We start from the raw sequence: 17,810 nt of genomic DNA, 5'->3' as shown, positions 1-17,810 counted from the left end.
ATAACCGTAAAAGATTGCGCTCTCCATAATCCCCTCCTCATCGCTCGTGAGTAAAAAACGGTGATTGACAGACAGGCAGTTCTCCTGGCTTTGGATCATAGTTTACCCAAACCTTCCCAAGACAATAGTCTCAGTGGCATACCTTGAGTTAACTCCCCATTACAGTGGCGGGACCGCGCCGGCATTTAACCGGTCTTCCCTATTAAGCCCCGTAGGGCACCTGGCTCAACAGTATTCAGTTGTTATTAGTTATATTATATCTAATAATATAACTTCTTGGTAGCTATTGTCAATCATCTTTAGCATTGAGTATTGCTATACCATCTGTCAGTATAAAATTCATTACAAAAGATTACGCCAATTATCTTTTTAGTAAACATGCCGCTCCATAGGCAACTGTGAACTGCGGATAGTCTAGAACATTAACATCTCGGAAAATTTCATCTTCAATTGCCGCAGCAAGTCCGCCGTTATTGGCAGAGCCGCCATCAAGATACAGATCATCTTCAATGTCTTGGTTTCCCAGCATCCCATTTATGCGCCTGGCAATGGATTCATGCAAACCCTTAATGATATTTTCTTTTTTTGTTCCCTTGGCTAACAGAGATACGATCTCGCTTTCCGCAAAAACCGCACAGGTACTGTTGAGGTTGACAGAAGCGTCAGCCTTGTCTGCTAAGGCCGCAAAATCATAGATGGGAGTGTCCAAAATACGCCCTGCCATTTCAAAAAATCTCCCCGTTCCAGCCGCACATTTATCATTCATTTTAAATTCACTAAGTTTTCCGGCAGCGGAAATGCGGATAATTTTTATATCCTGGCCGCCAATATTAATTACCGTGCGTGCCTTTTTATCGCTTAATAAGTACACCCCCCATGCGTTAGCGGAAACCTCATCGACAACCGTATGTGCCTGGGTCATCAAATTTTTGCCATAACCAGTGACAGAAATACCGACAATATCTTGTCTTCTTATCGAACTATCAGCAAGACCTTCGGCAATTAATTGGAGTGCCAATGCTTCCTGTCCTGGTGCTGTGGGGACCGTTTTTTTCCAAATAAGTTCTGGCTCTTTAACAATCACCGCCTTTATGGCGGTGCTGCCAAGATCAATACCAATTTTGAATTCCATAGCTATCTCCTTTTAGGCTAACGTTTGTGCAAAAGCTTCCAGACGGGTCAGGATGTTCTGACTGTCTTCTTTCACATAATCAGTTTCAATCTTGAGAAACTTACGTCCGCTTGCTCTTAATTTAGCTTCTATAGTAAGACTCTCAATATCATAAGGATGACATCCTTTTAAGACATGAAAGATAACGCCTGTTATATTGTTGCTTTCCGTCATCCGTAAAATAGTATTAATACGTCGCTCGTTATCCGCAAAGGTTGGGCAGATACAAGCCTGATGATATCTTTCGGCAAGCGCTTTTAACAGGCCATGTTCTGAAGGCTCATCATAAACAGTTGCTCCGGGAAATATTCTTTCCGACGAACAAAGATCATCAGCACAAACTGTCATGCCTGCCTGTTCAATAAGCTGTAGCAGTTTAAGATTAGGAAAGATGATAGGCGAACCGGCAAGAAATATCTTCCGAGGATTTGCTGCCGGTTGTTTCGACTGCAATTTTTCCACTACAAGTTCAATTTTTTTTGCCCAGCTAGTAATATCATCAAGCATAAAGGTATTGGCAATGACTGTAACCCAGACCCCGGAAATTATATTTTTTCTTTTTAATTCAATCAGTTTCTGGAAGATTTTCCAGCCTCGCATAAATGTATTCATAGAATTCATGAGATCCTGGCGTTTTAGTTTAGTGCCTGTTGTTTGCTCTAAAAACAGTTTTAATGCATAAATTTCTTCCAGCCAGCGCCTTACTCCCTTTTCGTTCTGTTTCACATGAGGAAGTTCGAGATAATGTAAGTTTGTAATTGTTTCTTTTGCTATTTCTGGCATTTTTACAACCCAATCGCAGGTTGTAGGTACAATTGTGGCATCATAACACGTTGAGGTTGACGCTGCAAATTCACTACTGCCAATATACGATTTAAGCATGGGACACATAAGTGCTGGCAGGTAAGCTGCAGAAAGTCGCTGCGCTGCATAGGAACCGCTGCACAGTTTTACCGGGTGAACCCCCAAAGCATGAAACAACTCCAATGGCGCTTGAATGCAAAATAGCCCGATTAGTGGACGGCCGACTTTTTCCTTTAATTTAGCAGGGTGCATAAGCAGTGTTAATAAATCCAGGAAATAATCAAATTCTGAGATATAGTCAGTTCTTGCTTGCAATACACTAATTTCATAAGAATATTCTTCACAAGTTTTTTCATACGCTTTTGCTCTCTGTCGTAGGCGGCGTTCTTCATCCTTTTGTACAATTTTATTCATTTAATGATTTCCCCTGTTGATAGTTTTCTGCAACATATTTTCTTGAAGAAGAAAATAGCTTGTATTTAAGAAAATTTACAGTTACTGTATTGTCTTCCGGGCAAGCCTCAATACATCTCATACAAAGCATACAGTCTTCACTCATTACGTCTTTTTCCGTCTTTTCAAGATGCACGTCCTTGATATCCACAGGACACATTCTTTGGCAATTGCCACAGCCGGAACAGGTGTGAACCGATTTTTCAAACCGGATAAAGCTGATTTTTTTAGACATTTGAATCAAGGGCAGCATCGGGCAAAACATGCAAAAAAATCGGTCTTTAAAAAAGCTTCCTAGCAGGGTACCTGCTGCAATAATTATGGATAATACGGAGAAAGTCAGGGTGATCGTGTTCGTAAAATCCAGCGCGAAATTTCGGGTTTGCCCAGCAAATAACGGCATGATCGGTTTGCCCGGGCAAATCTGACAGAAGAACAGGTAAAAGTCCCGGTGCAATCCGCCAAAGGTAATCAACAACGGCGTAATAATCAGCAGCGCCAGCAATATATATTTAACTGGTTTCAATCGTTCCCGGGTTTTCCAAGAAAATTCTGTTTCCCTAATGCCCAACTTCTTTCTAAGTTTAGCCAACCATTCCTGCAAGGTTCCAAATGGGCATATCCAGCCACACCATAGTTTTGACAGTAGCATGGTTAACAAAACAAAGATCAAAAAATACAACACTACCTTAAATCCTTTGTAGGAAAGCAATTCTGGAAAATAAAATGCAAATCCCCATTGCCCCTGCAATGTCATGAGATAACAATGGCCTGCGCAGCCGGGAACATAAGGGCAGGAAAAACAAGGTATTGAATAGCCAAAGTTAAGTCCGATCCGGCCGCCATAGGTCCATAAAACAAACATAAAATTTTGAATCAGTAAACGTAAATTATCTACCATTATACCTAAAGCTCCTTCTACGAAATAATACAATGGCGATACTAACGGCCATAACAGAAAAAAAGAGCAGCACTCCCTGGGCAAGGTTGTTGTGGGCGGTCAATGAACGGCGCATGAGAAGGTTCATTGAGGTTTTATAGATTTCATTACCGATGACTTCTTCTGCATAAACGATGATCTCCTTATATTCGTTATAGCCGCCATTATCCAGGCGTTTATCATGGGACGGGGTAAAAGAAAATCCACCGGCAGCATCCGGCAAAATTATTGCCGAAGTCTTATTTCGCAAATCCATGATTTGCATTTCCCGTACAGCCTGACCAGACTTATACCGTAATTGAATCATCTGGCCTGTTGTCAGCGTCCTGTACGGATTGCCGGCTAAGTTCAATTCAATGGCCGGGAGATCTTTGGGATTTTCCAGCAGGTCTTGGTCCCTCTTCCTGTCGATTCCATCCGCATATAGGGGAAAGATTGTTTGCGCCACAAAATGTTCTCCCTGACAGCTGCCTGTGACAAACACGTGATACAGAAACTGGGAAGCAGCATTGACCCGCAGGAAATAACGGCCATCACGCTGTTCTATAGGAATCCGGTAATATTGTTTTTCACCAGTTTGCCGCCCGTCACAATAATAGGCGGATAAATCTTTCATTTCCGCAAGGTTGATTACAGCTGCAGTAGTTGTAATATATATGGTTTGTGTTATCGATCCATCGGTCTCATCTTTTTTCGTGCCATACTCCAGCCAAAGAAAAGCCCTATCCTCCGGACTGCAGCATTCTGCGCTGGCCTGGAAAAACAGCAGGATTAGTAAAGTAACACATGCTAGAGTAAGCCCGGATATGCAATATTTTTTGTAAAATAACAAGTTTTACCCCTCTCCCCTCCAAGGGGTAAAACTTATCCCCTAGGATACATACAGATAAAGTGAGACTTAGCTTCAGGTGGGTTTTTAACCCCATCTGAAGTTTAGTCGAACTAATCCAGGGACTTAGTTGCTCTTAACTCCCGCTTGTAGAAGCGGGAGTCTTAGAGCAACTTGGTCATCGGATAAAATAAAAATCTCCTAAACAGAGTTCAGGAGACAGGGAATAACCAAATGTAACACCCATGGATATAAAAAATCCCCTTCCCATCGCTCGCGGATTATATAATCTGTTACACTCCGTCTATCCACCTCAAATTTTGCTTATACAGAAACCGTCCTTTTGCTTTCCTGCTTTCACATCGGAGAATCCAGCCAAAAACCTACAACCAAAAGTCTAGCATCCTCTTCCGTCAAAACGGTGCGCACGGTAATAGCAGATGCTTCTTTCACAAACTTCACTTTGTAAGTAAAAATGGTGAACGGTTCTCTAGTTTCGGTAGTAACCAGCTCTTTAGAAACATAATTGCCAAGTTTTTGTTTAACCGACTGGCTAAGCAGCCGGAACTGAGATTCCGGCAAACTACTTTTCATTTTCTGATCGAAGTTTGCCGAAAAGCTTGTGTAATCACTCTCGTTAATGCCAGTAAGCATGGATTCGGTGAATTGATCGGCTGAACGTTGTATATCCTGCGGTGAAACAACGGGCGGCAACGCTTCACCGCTACGCACCTGTCCGATCCGGTCCGCCACAATCTTCACAACCAGCGCCGACCATGCCCGGACATCAGCCGTCATTTCGCCGGTAGCTACTGCGGGGGATAAAACCTGATACTTTCCCGCGGTTAGTAAGAGCAGATCATTGCCGGCCCTAGCCAGTTCATCTGTACTCAGCAATTGCCACTGATTTTGATCCAGCAGGTGAACATATAGCGACGTACCGGTCACCAGAGCCGGCTCTTTTTCCAGTTGGCGCAGGGATGCTAAGAAACGCTGTTTGTCAATTGTCCCGTACTCTTCCTGATACTGTTGGTACAGGCTGTTCTCGGTTACGCCGAAGCGGTTCATGCGCCGCAGCATACTATGCTGTTTTTGCGGGGATAAACCGCTCTGCCGCAGCAAGGCGTCCTTGACAGCTTGTTTGACAGTGCGGCCGATTAGTTCACCCAGTTTGGCATGTTTGCCTGCGTCTTCCAGATAGAGAGGCGAACCGGGGTTAGTAATCACCATAGTCTGATCCGTCCCTGAGCCGGTGGCCAATCCGGTCGAAAACCGGCTGCCGGCTACCAGTTCCTGCAAGGCAGCTGTTTTAGCCTCGGTGCAAGTCACGAGCGCTCTGGCCATAGTACCGGCGGGAAGGTCGGCGTCAATGACCAACATAATATTAATAGTCCCTGGTTTATATGCTGCCGGCTTTTTGCCAGGAGTAAAATACGCGGCCGGGTCGCCTACCCGCCCGCCGTTACCTTCCACACCGCCTGTAGCAATGGCGGTTACGGTAAGCGATTGATAGTTTTCAGACTGTATAGCAACATTCTCCATAGAAGCAGCCGTGCCCATGCTGGTCACCCTGCCGGGATTCAATCCCAGCTGCCCGGCCACTTGCTGCATATATTGGGGGTAGTTTGCGCCCGTTACACCAATAGCACTTTTCATGTCATGGTTAAACACTGCCTTAAGATCATGCCGGAAACCGCCATTTACCTGTGAAGTGCTCAATACATCCCGTGGAGCGCTGAAAGCCACAATAAGACTGGTACCCTGCCTATACACCTTATCCCCGGTTGATAAGGTAGAAACAGGTATCTGTTCACTGCCAAAACAGGGAATAGCACCACTCCAAAAAATAATAACCACCAACAGCCCTTGTAACCATTTTTTCATTGTCTTCCTCCCCTCACAAACAATAGTAGCAAAACCTAATAAAGCCCTTTCCGGCATACGGAAAGGGCTTTGAATCTAAATAGAGCTATCGATGCCAGTAACCAGCTTACTATAGCGGCCAAAAGCGTTCTCTATAATCCCCTCCTCATCGCTCGTGAGTAAATAACGGTGATTGACAGACAGGCAGTTCTCCTGGCTCTGGATCGTAGTTCACCCAAACCTTCCCAAGACACCTTTGCATCTCAGTGGTATACCTTGGGTTTACTCCCCATTACAGTGGCGGGACCGCGCCGGCATTCAACCGGTCTTCCCTATTAAGCCCCTCAGGGCACCTGGCTCAACAGTATGTAGTTATTATATCAGTATAATAATATAACTTCGTGTCAAGTATTGTCAAGAATATTTCATAAATGTTGGTAACAATTAGGGCGACCTTCCTATAGGGTACGCATATCCTTTTTAATCACTTTCTCTCCCCAAGACCGATAAGAGTCTCGGGCAGCCTATCAATACTTTCACCGTAACGGAGTGCATTTCTGACATTGGTTAACTGTTGGTCAAGTTTTTCTAAAATTGTAAGATTGCGCCGTTCGCTCTCCGTAGTAGTTAGTATCTTACTAATTTTGCCGTTATTGATAACCAAGCGCCTATTACCCATCAGCGCTAAAATGGGATCATGAGTAGCCATGAGAACAATTTTTTGCTTGTCCACTAAAAGTTTTAGTGCGCTTTGACGATCAATACCAGCGTTTTCGATCTCATCAATTAGTACAACCGGTGAAGCACTTAAATAGGCAGTATCGGCGATCATTAGTGCTCGTGATTGTCCGCCGCTCAAGGAGGTAACTGGAGTATCTGTGGAAAATTGCTCTCCCGCAAAACGATTCGCATGGTTGATTACATTGGAGATAACGGTGTCAATATCCTGCACCATTCTACTTTCGGCATGCATCTGCAAAAACTCACTCACTGTAAGATCCATAACAAAATTCATATTTTGTGAGAGTTGAGCAACCAATTTATGTTGCGTGGAATAACGCCACTCCGCATCCGGTATACGGTCATTTACTAAAATATTGCGACCTGTCGGTGTATCCCGCTGTGCTAACCATTCTATATCAGCAAGCAACCTGCTTTTCCCCGACCCGGTAGGACCAACAATACAAATAATTTCACCTGCACGTATCGTTAGGCAGACATCTTCCGCATTACCACACTTATCCTGCCCGCCGATAATTGTAATCGACCTAATTGGATCAACGACCTTTTTTACTTGTTCCATTTGCCGCATAAACTCGTTAAAGCGTTTGATCAAATCTTCTGGACCCTGACCTAAATCCTGTAACACCTCGTCCTCTATTCCCAATAAAAACTCAGTCACAGTAACTTTCGGATTTGGTGTGACCGGTAAAACTGAAAAAAAATCTTCGGCATAGGGATATAGTTTTAGAATTTGACCTACCCTCATTTCTCCAAATTGCTCCTTCATAACAAATCCCTTCCAACTACAGTCTTTAATTAAGTCAAATCCATCTTTTTTACATTACCCATTTGAAAATCTACACCAATTCGTGTTTGCCCCAAACAGTAAGAACAGGTGGCGGCCGGCATAGTAAATCTAAGAGAACAGCCTTGTAGACTATCGAATGTTGCAGCTTCCCGAAATAAACGACTCGCTTCCAACGCACCTTGACCAGTAATGCCGTTGACATGGGTAATCACTGCTCCCGTATTAGCTTGACGCACCTTAAAAGCAAACACCTCCCGTTCTGCCTGTGAAACGATATCACTTTTTGTGATTATAACCACATCGGCGAATTTCAGCATAGGCCCGATCTTCTGGGGAGTGTGTATGCCGCTTAGATTATCTATAATACAAACGGCCAGCGCCCCCTTGATATGAGGTGAGCAACGATTACACAAACCGGCACTCTCGGTTATTAACATATCAAGTTCCCTGTTGATTCCCCATGTAAGGCAATCCTCTACATTACTGATGAAAAAATGATCCGGACATAAGTTACCAGATAATCCAACTCGCGTAAGAATCCCTTTATTTTGGTATAACTCCTGATCCCTGGTAGAAAGACAGTCAAATTTAACTACACCCAAATGTAGTTTGTCTTGTTTTTGCAACGTCTCGGCTATTCTGAGTAAAACAGATGTCTTTCCGGCTGAAGGTGGTCCGGCAACAGTAACTAACTGCATGCTGAAGACCCTCCACGCCACGCGTCCAGAAAACGATCATTTAACTCTTGCTGTAGCCTTTCAATTCCACAGTTTCTGATATAATCCCAACCTACCCATTTAAAACTAGCGCTTTCCGCCAAACTTCTACCGCCTTGCAAATGAGATGAAGGAAAGAATGCCTCGTCGAAAACGCGGGCCGCTTGCGCTCCAGTCAGATAGTCAACCAACTTTTTCAGTTCTACTGCTTTACTAGCTTTGACTAAAAGTGATACTGGATAAACAAGCGCTCCATCTGACGGCCAGATAATTTCAATATCCTTGTGTCCGTTAAGTGTTTCAGCAAAAAAACGCGGCATAATATATATCGGTGGCAATCCATTGCGGGAACCGTTTAGTTCTTTCACCATCTGGGCTGGGTGTAACCCATAGCGTACCGCTCGTGCCAGTCCTGTAATACCATCATTGCCATAGTCCTTGTAATAATAAAGCTGCAAAGCATCGCAGAAAATATCCCCATGACCACGCATCACAACTTGATTTTCAAATACAGGATTAAGTAAATCACTCCAAGTGCGCGGAACCGGTAAACTGCCCAACCGTTTTTTTTCGACGACCATTACCAATGCATTCACTGCTAATACAAAGAAATGGCCTTGTGGGTCAAGCAACTGAGCCGAAGTAAAGCGCGAATTGACCTGTTGCCCGGTTGCCTGTAGAAAAATCCCATTCTTAACAAATCGCTCAACAAACTTTTCATGCAAAAATTCATAACCTGTTGTTAAAATAATATCCGGAACTTCATCTGGATCTTCAAAATAAGGAATGTACTCTTCATAGTGAACATATTTGTTGGCCGAAGTATCAATAGTATAATGTAGGTCTAAGCTTTTCTCGATCCGCATTTGATTCAGCACTAGTTGAAGTTCACCCTGCAAAGGAACCTTCAGCGGACAAGGCAAAAGCGCAAGTAAATCAAGGCATTTCCCTTTAGTTACTACAGATGACGACAGTTTAGAATATTGCCTGACTTCATGAATTTTCCCTTCAAGTAGTTTTATGAATGCATCAACATTTAGATTTTTGCTTTTTAGTGCAGTTTTCAATTTCAGTACCGTTCCCAAATCCCTCTGAATTTCCTTATCAGCAAACTGAGGAAATCCGTTCGTGATAAAAACTTCGCGAGTTTCGGGATACATCTCAAGAATTTGAGAAATTGTCAAGTCTAGCTCAATCAACATCATCACTCACCCTTCAGACTGTTATTAAATACTTGCCAGCTAACAAATAAAAAAAATCAACTGAAAAAAGCATTTGCTTTCACCAGTTGATACTGCGTTGTACCAGCGTATTTTTTTTTTGAAATTCACCTATGGAATATCCTTGCATTCATCTTACAACCAAACCGAAGTCACGTCAATGCCAACATCATTTTACCTTTTTGTTTGCTTTTATTTGTTTATGTTTGTATTATCTATTGATGATAGTAACTTATTAATATATAATTATTACCATAGACAAATATAGTTTGGTTTTGTTAGTTTTAGCTTGGTGTCACAATGAAGTGCCGGCCGGATGGGTTATACCTCCGCGCCGGCACTTCTATTAGGAGGCGATTATTCATGACGATCAGTGGTTCGGCAATATCATTATTTAATTACAAAAAAGCAGAAAGTGGGTTTCAAGTTCTTTTGGTCGATGCTTGTTCGCAGTCACATTTAGTTCAAAAAAACAACATAGCTAACCTACAGACAAATACTTTAAATGACAAAAGAACGGTGACTTTAAACAGAGAAGTACGTTCTTTCCCTGCCAAACCCAAACACGAACTTACAGATATGCACCACCAACTAATTAATATTTGCCTTCGTAATCCAAATTTAAATGACTTTCATCTTCATGACAAACTTCGTAAACTTATCCCCACTATGACAATGGATACTTTGTGTCGGCTAAAACAAGAGTGTGGTTTTACTAATCGTGAAGTGATCTGCAATATTTTGTTAAATCGGCTATTTTTAAGTTGTAATTCCGAACTAAATGCTACCCAACTAAAATTCATCTATAAGATGCACCCTGAATTACATGATCGTGCCGTGCGCCCGAACCGGCCTGGTGAACTTATTGTTTATAAATGCCTTTTCGGAAAAAGGTTGGAGAAAAAAGGAAGCTTATATGTCCATGTATTTATAGACATGTTTAATGGATGGAGCTTTGCCAGAATTAACTCAGACCGTTCATTAAAAGAAGGAATAAGGATACTTCAAAAACATATCGAGCCAATATATAAAAAAAATGGTTTTCACATTATAAGGGTTCTTCAAACATTGCCAGATAATCGTAACAAACAAAATATCACGAGGTTGCTGGCAGACCAAAATGCTATAACCTCTAAAACTCAATGGGAAATATGCACTCGTCAATTCGGATTAATCAAACATTTTCAGCGTCAACTTATAACGAGCAATTTTTTTGAAAATTATAGGGAAGAACTATCTTCTTTTCGTATGCTCGCTGCTTTTTCAGACTTAATCAAACGATATAACGCAGAATTTAATTTTCACCAACAACGTCCTATATTGCGATCTACTACAATAAAACCATGTAGTTTTACCGCTTACCGATAAAATCACCCCTTGGATCAGATGGATTGTACTATTAAGTGTGACGCCAAAAAAGAATGACTCATGATTGATTTGTTTCGTTGCGTCCTGCTCTGCCTTGAGGGCGACATTGGCCTGCGCCGTTTATAGATTTATTCCTTATTTATTCATACCGCATCATAAGCTTGACACCTTCCTATAGGAAGGTAATAATAAACTATATGCTTGTAGTAGAGTCAAGGAGAATTTTTATCATGTCTGATAAATCTAAATCATATTTTACAATTGGAGAATTTGCGCAGCTATTCGGAATATCCAAGCAAACCTTGTTCTATTATGAAAAAAACAAGATATTTTCTCCTTCTTCTATTGAAGATAATGGTTATCGTTATTATTCTCTTGATCAATATTTTATATTTGAAATCATCATTACCTTACGCAAACTGGGAGTATCTTTAAAAGAAATAAGCAATTATGTCAATAATCGCAATATCGACTCTCTCCAAAGGCTCTTTTCCAACAAAGCATTGGAATACGAGTTACAGATTGAATTGTTGCAACGCAACCAGCACAATCTTCGTGTTAATGTGGAACGCTTAAAACAAGCAAAAGAAATCAGAAGCAACCGTATTACCTTAGAAAATTGTGAAGAAGAATATTTTGTGGCAGACAATTTTTCCGCATTGAAGGGCTCAATGAAAGATCAGATTAAGCTTATTGCTGAGCACAATCTTCCCTTCGCAAAAAATGAAATTTTTAACGAATACTTTATGGGCTATATCTTGACACCAGAAGATTTGCTGGCAGAAAACTATCTAGCAATAACACAGATCTTCACTCGGGTCTCACATCCTGACGAATACGCAAAGGCTTTAATCAAACCGAAAGGACTCTATGCTAAAATTGCCACTCCTGACGGTTACCACGTCAACTACAAAAGTGCAATCAAAAAGTTGCTTGACTTTATTAAGTTGAATAATCTGAAAATTATTGGCAATGCCTACATTATCCAGCTAAGTAACTATTGGTCTACCGCTAACCCCAAAGAATATGTCACACAAATTGCTATCCAAGTTGACTATAAAAATTAAAAAGTCGAAATACATTTTTAAGGGGCTGTCACATGACAGCCCCTTACTTATTTTATCTTAGTACGCGAGTCAAGACTCTCCGCCTGAATCCCCAATGTTTTAGCTATAGGATTTTGTCAATTACATTCCCTGTCACGTTCATACAGATCACGAATCACTGTACGCCTCAGCTTTGTGAAAAATTTATTGGTTGCATCAATATTCCGCAAATAATCTACAGAAACCGATAACCAGCATATCTGGTGATACAGCTTATAAAATAGCAGCTTATTTCGGTCATATCTTTTAGGCTTACTGGTAGATAAAAAATTATACAACATATCCAGGAGAGCATATTCAAATTCAATGTCGAAATATTTGATGCCTTCGATGTCAATAAACCCAATTGTGCCGTCAGTCAATAACCAGACATGCGGCGGTGTTGGTTCTCCATGTATAAGTGCATAACTGATCGGCTTTAATTGACCGACAAAGATAGTCATGTAGCTGTCCAACTGCTGCAAAACCGAATGCTTCATTCTTTTTACAGTGCTGTCAAAACTACACGCTATTTCCAGTTCCTCAACAGCATGTTCATAACATAAACGCTGACAAGATTTAGCATATCTGTTGGTGAGTACAGGAGATCCAAAGTAATCCCGGCTGCAGGTATAAAATCTATTAAGTTCTGCATTCAACGTATCACTAATTTCTGCAATATTGCCGTGCTGCAGATACTCCTGTAAACTAACCCCGTCAAAGCACTCCACATAGGCATAATCAAAGGCCTCTTCTGCGGAAAAATGCCCTGTTTTTATTATCCGGGGAACTCTGATGCCCAGATCAGTCAACAACCTGGTGTTATGGCAAAAATATTCAAAGCCTTCTGCATACAAATAATGTAAACCGTCAGTATGCGCTTCTGTTAGTCCTAGAACAGGTTTTTTCCAGATATAAAGGATGGTTTTGTGGTTATTGCCATCGGTCACTAAGTACACTTTTTTTGAAATACCATTGACAATTCCAACCAGGGTGAATTGACTTAGATTCAGATCAGCTTGAATAATATGGTATGGTAGTTCACACAAATTCATCAACTTCGTTATCACTTTAAGCACCTCAGCTCTAGGAGATATATCCGGAAACTAGCTGGTTAGCCGTATATAATTTGCTGATGATCAGTGAATAGCAAATCTTATCGGTTTGGCCCAGACGGTCACACACGGAAGGGTCACAATCTTGTCAAACTCGTTCCGCTCGGCATAGTCCTGAACAACATCTCTGACTTTTTCGTACTCTTCCCCTGCAGCGATCTGAAAGGGCTGCACGACAATCTCGGTAAACCCTTCTTCTTGTAGGCGCTCTAATGCCTGTCTCTCATCATCGGCCTGAATACCGTCGCGTTTCGCCAGTTTTTCTATCAGGGTATGAGATGCAAAGGCCCGGCGCACTTCATATTGTGGGAAATCTGCCCAAAGTTTGATATCAATACTTTCGCTGGCCAATTGGCGGGCCTCCGGATAGGCAGTGCCTAAACCCACCATTAAAAAGGCTTTTTTCTCTATTTTCTTCAAAGTTACTCAACTCCTATCAACCAATGTCAATATCCGTACACATGGTTTCTTTCCGCAAGGTTAACGCAAACCGACTCAGGTCATCCCGGTTGTCTTGGAAATTAGCAGCAGTTATAGTTAACTGCACCCAACGGCATAACGGGTTAAGCGGATTCGCTCAACTGATACTGTAACTCCTATGGGGAGAAATGTTACGGAATGTGTATCCATTATGTTTAACCCCCTTTGCACAATATGACCAAGAAAAAGATAAAAAACATAAAAAGTAATAAAAAGAAGGACATATTAGAAAACTCCCGGCTGCCATCGCAACCGGGAGATATTCTACAGCACACTAAATAGAAACTCCTGATTAATAATAACCAGGAGTGAATTCAGTAATACCACACGACTTACTTAGAACAGTTCTAAGTAAGCAGATGAACAACTGTAATCCCCTCCCCATCGCTCGTGGGTGAAAAACGGTGATTGACAGATAGGCAGTTCTCCTGGCTCTAGATCATCGCTCATCCAAACCTTCCCAAGACTTCTCGTCTCAGTGGCATATCTTGGATTCGCTCCCTATTACAGTGGCGGGACCGCGCCGGCATAAACCGGACTTCCCTATTAAGCCCCTTAGGGCACCTACCTCAATACTATTTAATTGTCAGTCAAAATACACTATTATACATTTAATATTAATTATATCATCTTTTATCGTGAAATGTCAATCACTTCTTGGCTAAATTATCCAGTCTGACCAAATAGTCCATCCCTCCTCACTGATGGTTTCAGACAGGGCTTGCGGCAGTTTCCCCGGCCCGGATGGTACATCAGAGCGGGGTACTCTTCCGTCAGGTGTCGCAGGATGGTAACTAAGCCCTACCAGCAGGATTTTTTTCTGACCAGTTACATATTATTATACCAATGTGGGTATAAAGAAATTTTTTCCGTTGGCTCTGTTGCGATACCATGCCGCCTTTTTTATGGGTTCCTATCCCGGTTTATAAACTAAAATATGGGAAGGATACTGACAGTTTTGGTTGAAAATGATACTATAATAAAGTATATACCTATAGTAGAGTTTAGGGGAATGCTACCATGGCTGCATGTTGTTTCTATCAAAGTCGGGAGACATTTTTAAGCGGTCTCATTAAACAAATGAGACCGCTTATGGTATTTTATTCGTGTTTATCCGATGACCAAGCCGCTCTAAGACGCTCGTCTTCTATAAGCGGGAGTTAAGAGCGACTAAGTCCCTGGATAATTCCGACTAGGATTCAGAGGGTGTAAAAACACCCTCTGAATCAAGTCTTCATTTATGGCAATGGCCTTCGCCTTTTGACTCTAACACCTGTTGGAAAATCTTATGTGCCTCTTCCGATGTTTTGCCGTTTTCAAGTGCTTTTTTTGCATGTTCAACAGCCATACGATATTTTTTGTGGGCTTCGTCATTAGTCATATTATTAATATCGTAATTCATAATTTTGTTAAAGATTTCATGGATTTCTTCAGAAGATTTCCCAGCAGCTTTCGCAGCTTCAACATGTTTCATCGCCATTTTATAACGATATTCCGCATGAGGAGTTTTGGGCAATTCATACTTTGGATGTGTCATGTAAATCACCTCGTTATATATTTAGGTTAAAGCTTTTAACCTGCCTTAATAATAAGGTATCTTCCCAGGATAGAGTCAATAAAAATATTATTTTATTTGCGCAAATTAGTGGAGTCTAACCAAATATTACAATAATAGTATATTTTTTCAATCCTAACGACAAGTATCAGATAATGCTAATATCTTTCCATTTACCGCCAAGAAATCGATTCGTTACTAAAATCGCCATAATTATGCTATATCCCGTCAGTGCAATCCACAGCCAAATCATGGAAAGCTCTGCCCAAACGCAGAGCATATATGGCAGAACCACATAAAATAGAAACGGAACAACTACATAGATTACCATCATAAACTTAGTATCGCCCACTGATTGCAATACACTGCCAATCGTTAAATAAATCGTATCAAACACAAGCCATATTGATGTAAGTCTCACCAATGGAATAGTCGCATTGTTTAGGTACCGAATTTTTTCTTGTTGCTGTTCATTGGTGAAAATCGAAATCAAAAGGTCAGGACATAAATTATATAAACCAATAATTAAGAAATTAAAACAAATCCCGATTACCATTCCTTTTTTGATCACCACTGTAATGTTATTCAGCCTATTGGCCCCCCTCTCCTGACCGGCAATAATACCTGCCGCAGTGGTAATACCGATAATTGGCAATATAGAAATTGCTTCAATTGAAAAAGCGATATTCGCACATGTCAAGGCAAACTCACCTGTTTTTCCGATAATAAGCAGGAGAAAACTGAAATACCCTGTTTCAACAAAAGCCTGTATTCCGGCAAACAACCCGAATTTTAACAATTTATAAAGCAAAATTCTATTAAAACTGTACGTGCTTAATGTTCTGTACTTATGTTTAAACGTTTTCTTGTTTAAGAGAAAAATATACAGGATAAGGCCAATTATGCAGCTTATAATCGTTGCCACTCCCGCCCCGGCCATTCCCATCGCAGGTAAGCCACATTTTCCGAATATTAACAGCCAGTCCAACACAATGTTTACCAAGTTTGTGGCAATACTTACATACATAATGATTTTGGTATCGCCAACACCACGATAAAAACTGGAAAACGCAGTAGAAAAAAGTTGGATACAATTAGCCAATATAATAAGATAAAAATATTCGACTTCGTACTTTAATAATTCACCGCCATGCCCCATTATCTGAAACAAATTGACTGAAACCAAGGATAGTAGGATTAGCAGCACACACAAAAACATACCCAGATATACGCCTTGCCACATGGCTGCTGAACAATCGTCATATCTGTCGGCACCGTAGTATTGTGCTGCAAGTACTGAAACATAACCTATAATTCCCGTAAAAATACAGGCTATTGCCGTAGCAAAAAAACTAGCCGGCATCATGGCTGCGAATTGAGTAAGATCATAATGTGCTACAAAGGTTCGATCGGCAAAAATCATTATATTCATCGAAAGCATGGACAGTACAACTGGATATGTAATTTTAAGAATATACCTAAATGAAACCACAGGTATCTCTTTAACTACTTCGTCCACTATATCCCCCCACTTTCGCCGTAACCAACTGCCGGATCTCTCCGATGAATACCTCATTTGAAGCAAGTATGCTTTTTGTAATAATACTACCCTTGTTTGCGAACAATCGTACCGTAAGGCAAATACCAATTAGGAACCACTGTTTGAAATTGATCATACCATTCCAATACATCGCGCGCCTGATTACACATGATGTCAACCTGTTCTTGCCCAAACGGAATAGCCCAAGGAACTGAAGATAAAAGATTTGATGCAATATAAAGTCCCATTAATCTAAAAAATATTTCCGGCACATTATTCTCAAAGTATCCATTTATACGTCCTGTCGCAAATGCGCTGCTTACATTGGCACACCAGAAAATACGATTAAACTCTTCCCAAGGATCACCATAGTCCAGTCTGTCAAAATCTATAATACCTAATTCGCCATCTTTAGTGATTATCATATTTCCAATATGGTAATCACCGTGCTGAAATGTTTGCGGACGATTATCCAAAAGATATCTGTTTTTCTCAATATACTCCATGATTTTGTCAGCACCAGTAATCTTAATGCCACAGGCTTGATACTTATTAATATTCCGGTCAATTTTCCGGTTAAAGCGATTTGCCCATAGAATGTGATTTTCCGGTGCAGGAATTGAATGTAGCTTTCTAAGTGCTTCACCTGCTTTCACTCCAAGGTTGTACTGTTCTTTATTGCTCAATGAATAAAGAACTTCTTCAAGATCTACACCTTCAATCCAAGTGAGCAAAATGTAGACATTTTTTCCGTTATTGCAAACGCCAAAATCAATCGGTCTTGAGATTAATACGTCCACTTCATCAAGCTGTTTCAATGTCTCATAATCTTTGTTTCTAATTTTATATTTGGAGATATCAGAAACACGCAATAGCAATTGTTTTCCTTCATCAGTTACTATATGATATTTTTTATCATCCGACCAGCCTTTATTAATGAGTTCAACTGTTTTCCATCTGCAGGCGCCGGATATGTCATGAAACATTTCTTTCATTGTCGAACCCCTCTCCAACCTTCTTCACCCATCTGTCAATAATTAGTGGCCCCCCATTCTTGTGTCCCAGCACCAAAAGCAACTATATGCTTATCTTAAAACCAAGAACTAATTTATTAAGAATTACTCTTTCAAAAATTCCTTG

The 17,810-nt window shown here is 41.0% G+C and carries 15 protein-coding genes and 3 riboswitches; of the genes, 2 read left to right on the top strand and 13 right to left on the bottom strand.

The features are described from left to right. Nucleotides 1-57 precede the first annotated feature (57 nt). Nucleotides 58-239, bottom strand: a riboswitch (cobalamin riboswitch). A gap of 122 nt (nt 240-361) precedes the next feature. The 8 genes from ACZ449_RS08350 to ACZ449_RS08315 form a co-directional block, all read right to left on the bottom strand. Further along, nucleotides 362-1,132, bottom strand: a complete 771-nt coding sequence (locus ACZ449_RS08350) for an acyl-CoA dehydratase activase (protein ID WP_464260567.1) — start codon at nt 1,130-1,132, stop codon at nt 362-364. Nucleotides 1,133-1,144: 12 nt separating this feature from the next. Then, complete coding sequence (locus ACZ449_RS08345; protein ID WP_464260566.1) at nt 1,145-2,389, bottom strand: 2-hydroxyacyl-CoA dehydratase subunit D; 1,245 nt, start codon at nt 2,387-2,389, stop codon at nt 1,145-1,147. Beyond that, on the bottom strand, nt 2,382-3,329 hold the full coding sequence (locus tag ACZ449_RS08340; protein WP_464260565.1) for a 4Fe-4S binding protein: 948 nt from the start codon (nt 3,327-3,329) through the stop codon (nt 2,382-2,384). The genes ACZ449_RS08345 and ACZ449_RS08340 overlap by 8 nt, the downstream gene beginning before the upstream one ends. Continuing rightward, a complete protein-coding gene (locus tag ACZ449_RS08335; protein ID WP_464260564.1) occupies nt 3,319-4,200 on the bottom strand; it encodes a hypothetical protein in 882 nt (293 codons plus the stop codon). Before ACZ449_RS08335 ends, ACZ449_RS08340 begins: the two co-directional genes overlap by 11 nt. Before the next feature lie 354 nt (nt 4,201-4,554). Then, nucleotides 4,555-6,081, bottom strand: a complete 1,527-nt coding sequence (locus ACZ449_RS08330; protein ID WP_464260563.1) for an adenosylcobinamide amidohydrolase — start codon at nt 6,079-6,081, stop codon at nt 4,555-4,557. Between the two features lie 165 nt (nt 6,082-6,246). Then, nucleotides 6,247-6,432: riboswitch (cobalamin riboswitch) on the bottom strand. Between the two features lie 112 nt (nt 6,433-6,544). Further along, the gene (locus tag ACZ449_RS08325; RefSeq protein ID WP_464260562.1) at nt 6,545-7,570 is read right to left on the bottom strand and encodes an ATP-binding cassette domain-containing protein; all 1,026 of its coding nucleotides are present in this window, start codon (nt 7,568-7,570) and stop codon (nt 6,545-6,547) included. A gap of 29 nt (nt 7,571-7,599) precedes the next feature. Further along, complete coding sequence (locus ACZ449_RS08320) at nt 7,600-8,289, bottom strand: GTP-binding protein (RefSeq protein WP_464260561.1); 690 nt, start codon at nt 8,287-8,289, stop codon at nt 7,600-7,602. Then, on the bottom strand, nt 8,280-9,512 hold the full coding sequence (locus tag ACZ449_RS08315) for an ABC transporter substrate-binding protein (protein ID WP_464260560.1): 1,233 nt from the start codon (nt 9,510-9,512) through the stop codon (nt 8,280-8,282). Before ACZ449_RS08315 ends, ACZ449_RS08320 begins: the two co-directional genes overlap by 10 nt. A gap of 378 nt (nt 9,513-9,890) precedes the next feature. On the opposite strand from ACZ449_RS08315, the gene ACZ449_RS08310 reads away from it, so the two are divergent. Together ACZ449_RS08310 and ACZ449_RS08305 are read left to right on the top strand one after the other, a co-directional pair. Then, the gene (locus ACZ449_RS08310) at nt 9,891-10,895 is read left to right on the top strand and encodes a hypothetical protein (RefSeq protein WP_464260559.1); all 1,005 of its coding nucleotides are present in this window, start codon (nt 9,891-9,893) and stop codon (nt 10,893-10,895) included. A 230-nt stretch (nt 10,896-11,125) separates the two neighbouring features. Beyond that, entirely contained in the window at nt 11,126-11,962 is an 837-nt protein-coding gene (locus ACZ449_RS08305; protein ID WP_464260558.1) for a MerR family transcriptional regulator, read from the top strand. Nucleotides 11,963-12,078: 116 nt separating this feature from the next. On the opposite strand, the gene ACZ449_RS08300 is transcribed toward ACZ449_RS08305, so the two are convergent. The 5 genes from ACZ449_RS08300 to ACZ449_RS08280 all read right to left on the bottom strand — a co-directional run bounded on the left by ACZ449_RS08300 (nt 12,079) and on the right by ACZ449_RS08280 (nt 17,665). After that, nucleotides 12,079-13,050, bottom strand: a complete 972-nt coding sequence (locus tag ACZ449_RS08300) for a hypothetical protein (protein WP_464260557.1) — start codon at nt 13,048-13,050, stop codon at nt 12,079-12,081. A 69-nt stretch (nt 13,051-13,119) separates the two neighbouring features. Next, the gene (locus ACZ449_RS08295; protein WP_464260556.1) at nt 13,120-13,515 is read right to left on the bottom strand and encodes a sirohydrochlorin cobaltochelatase; all 396 of its coding nucleotides are present in this window, start codon (nt 13,513-13,515) and stop codon (nt 13,120-13,122) included. Nucleotides 13,516-13,976: 461 nt separating this feature from the next. Further along, a riboswitch (cobalamin riboswitch) is annotated at nt 13,977-14,158 on the bottom strand. Between the two features lie 651 nt (nt 14,159-14,809). Beyond that, nucleotides 14,810-15,112 carry a hypothetical protein gene (locus ACZ449_RS08290; RefSeq protein ID WP_464260555.1) on the bottom strand — a complete coding sequence of 101 codons (303 nt, stop codon included), beginning with the start codon at nt 15,110-15,112 and terminating at the stop codon, nt 14,810-14,812. 166 nt (nt 15,113-15,278) lie between these two features. Beyond that, nucleotides 15,279-16,649: an MATE family efflux transporter gene (locus ACZ449_RS08285; protein WP_464260554.1), complete on the bottom strand. Its 1,371-nt coding sequence runs from the start codon at nt 16,647-16,649 to the stop codon at nt 15,279-15,281. 86 nt (nt 16,650-16,735) lie between these two features. Then, nucleotides 16,736-17,665, bottom strand: coding sequence for an aminoglycoside phosphotransferase family protein (locus tag ACZ449_RS08280; RefSeq protein ID WP_464260553.1), 930 nt, complete (start codon nt 17,663-17,665; stop codon nt 16,736-16,738). Nucleotides 17,666-17,810 lie beyond the last annotated feature (145 nt).

The organism is Desulfosporomusa polytropa (assembly GCF_055380075.1).
This window is presented reverse-complemented; position numbering and strand designations above follow the sequence as displayed.